The organism is Candidatus Obscuribacterales bacterium, from assembly GCA_036703605.1.
In the GTDB taxonomy this organism is placed as follows: Bacteria; Cyanobacteriota; Cyanobacteriia; order RECH01; family RECH01; genus RECH01.
The window spans coordinates 1-2,471 of sequence record DATNRH010000454.1 but is presented as its reverse complement, the minus strand read 5'-3'; the positions used below and the strand labels follow the sequence as shown (position 1 = coordinate 2,471).

2 protein-coding genes are annotated in these 2,471 nt (G+C 54.9%); one reads left to right on the top strand and one right to left on the bottom strand.

Annotation, left to right across the window (positions count from 1 at the left end):
* On the bottom strand, window positions 1-1,259 hold a 1,259-nt coding region (locus tag V6D20_09605; GenBank protein HEY9816034.1), incomplete at its 3' end, for an amino acid permease.
* A gap of 57 nt (window positions 1,260-1,316) precedes the next feature.
* Between V6D20_09605 and V6D20_09600 the strand changes: the two genes are divergently transcribed.
* Complete coding sequence (locus tag V6D20_09600) at window positions 1,317-2,399, top strand: SRPBCC family protein (protein HEY9816033.1); 1,083 nt, start codon at window positions 1,317-1,319, stop codon at window positions 2,397-2,399.
* The last annotated feature ends 72 nt before the right edge of the window (window positions 2,400-2,471 follow it).

Below are 2,471 nucleotides of genomic sequence, written 5' to 3'. Positions count from 1 at the left end.
AACCCACCCATGAGCAGGAAGAAGCCCCAGTAGACAATCTCCATTCCAGATCCTGCGATCGCCCAGATGGAAAAGATAAACGCGATGGACGCCAGCACCACTTTCAAAGCGAACCCCTTGTGGATGCCTTCTCTTCTGGCGGTCACGAGTGCGTAGCTGACCGAGGTGAAGAGGTAGGCAATCAGGGCCGTCATGCTGGAGAGCAGCAGGGCAAACTCAAATGCGGCGACCAACCCTTTCGCATAGTTCATGATCATGAGCAAAGAGATCAGGATGCTGGAAAGGATGATGCCCACTGCGGGCACGCCGTTGGTGTTTTCTTTCTCGAAAAGCTTGGGAAATAGTTTATCCCGGGAGATGGCAGCCGGAATCTGTCCCTGCACCAGGATCCATCCATTGAGTGCGCCGAGGGTGGAGATGATCGCCCCGATGGCCACCAGGTTTTCTGCCCACGGCCCCCACAGGAGCGCGGCGGCATCCGAGAAGGGGGCGGTGGAGTGTTGCAGCACCTCCGGTGGGATGATGCCCATGAGCGAGGAGGTCCCCACGATGTACACGATGGTGACGACACCCAACCCAACGTACGTGGAGCGAGGGATGGTCCGTACAGGATTTTCGATCGAGCCGGAGGGGATGGTGGCACATTCGATCCCCATGTAGGCAAAGAAGGTGAGGGTGGCGGTCTGGGTGATGGCGCGCAGGTCGGACATGCCGCTGATGTTGAATGACAGAAAGTGCTCGGTGTTCATATAGAACAAGCCAAAAATACCGATCGCAAGCAGTGGCGTGATCTTAAGGATGCTGGTGACCAACGAGAAGACCCCCGCCTCCCGGATACCCCGCGTATTGATCCAGACGACTGTCCAGACGATGGCGAGCCCAACACAGATGGCCAGGATATTGTTGGTTTGCAGGATGGGGAAGAATACGCCCAGGTAGCTGACCAGTGCGATGGCGATGGCGGCATTGACACACCAGATAGAGATCCAGTAGCCCCAGGCGACGAGGAAACCGGCCAGGTCGCCCAATCCCTCCCGGGAGTAGACATACGGTCCTCCGGAGGTGCCCGGCAGCATTTTGCTGAATTCGATGAACACAAACGCCAACGTCGCGGCGCCAAAGGCGGAGATGATCCAGCCAAGCAGGCTGATGCTGCCGTAGGAGGCCAACGAAGCGGGAAGGAGAAAAATGCCGGAGCCAATCATGTTGCCCACCACCAGGGCGGTGCTGGTCCAGAAACCTAATTTTTTTCGACTCATGTACAGGCGAGGTTGTAGTGATGCAAAATCGGTAATTTTGAAAGATACCCCAATTAAATGAATAGGTATCAGATCAACCCCGACATTTCAAAAGCAGAGACACTCCCCGCTACCTTTTACCGTGATCAGGCCACCTTTGACCGGATCAAAGAGCAGGTCTTTTATCGCTCCTGGCAGTGGGTGGGAGATGAGCAGCTGGTGCAGCTACCGAAGCATACGCACCCATTCATTCTGATGGATGGCTTTCTGACCGAGCCCATGGTGCTGACCAAAGATGAGGAGGGAAAGACCCACTGCCTGAGCAATGTGTGTACGCACCGGGGCAACCTGGTGGCGCAGCATCCCGGCAGCCAGCGTAAGCTGATCTGCATGTACCACGGGCGAAAGTTTGGGCTGGACGGAGCGTTTGAGTCCATGCCGGAGTTCAAGGAAGCGCAGGATTTTCCAAGGGCCTGCGAAGACCTTCACCGATTTGAGACGGTGCAATGGGGACCCATGCTTTTCTCGAAGTTAGGAGGGGAGATCGACTTTCAGCAGGTGATTGAGGAGATGAACCAGTATGTGGGCTTTCTCCCACTGGACGAGTTTGTGTTCAATGAGGTGCAGTCCAAAGACTACCTGGTGAACGCACACTGGGCGCTGTATTGCGACAACTACCTGGAGGGGTTTCACATTCCATTTGTACACAGCGACCTGAACCAGGCGCTGGACTATGGAAGCTACGAGACGGTGATGTACGATCATTTCAATGTGCAGGTAGGCTATTCAGAAGGGGCGGAGGATACCTTTGAACTACCGGAAGGCCACATCCATCAAGGCAAGCGTGTGGCGGCCTACTATTTCTGGGTGTTCCCCAACATGATGTTCAATTTTTACCCGTGGGGGCTGTCGCTCAACATCGTGCGACCGCTTTCGCTCAATCAGACCAAGGTGTCTTTTCGATCGTACATCTATGACGAGACGAAGCTGCATAAAGGTGCCGGCGCACTGCTGGACAAGGTGGAGCGGGAAGATGAGTTTGTGGTCGAGGGCGTGGCAAAAGGGTTGCGATCTAAGTATTATACTTCCGGACGTTTTTCGCCGAAGCGCGAGCAGGGTGTGCACCAGTTTCATCGGATGCTGGCGGAGTGGTTAAGCTAAAAGGTAGTGCATTAGGCACAAGCGGACGCTTGGGCTAGTTGGGAGTTTAACTGCTCACCGAAAATTGAATTT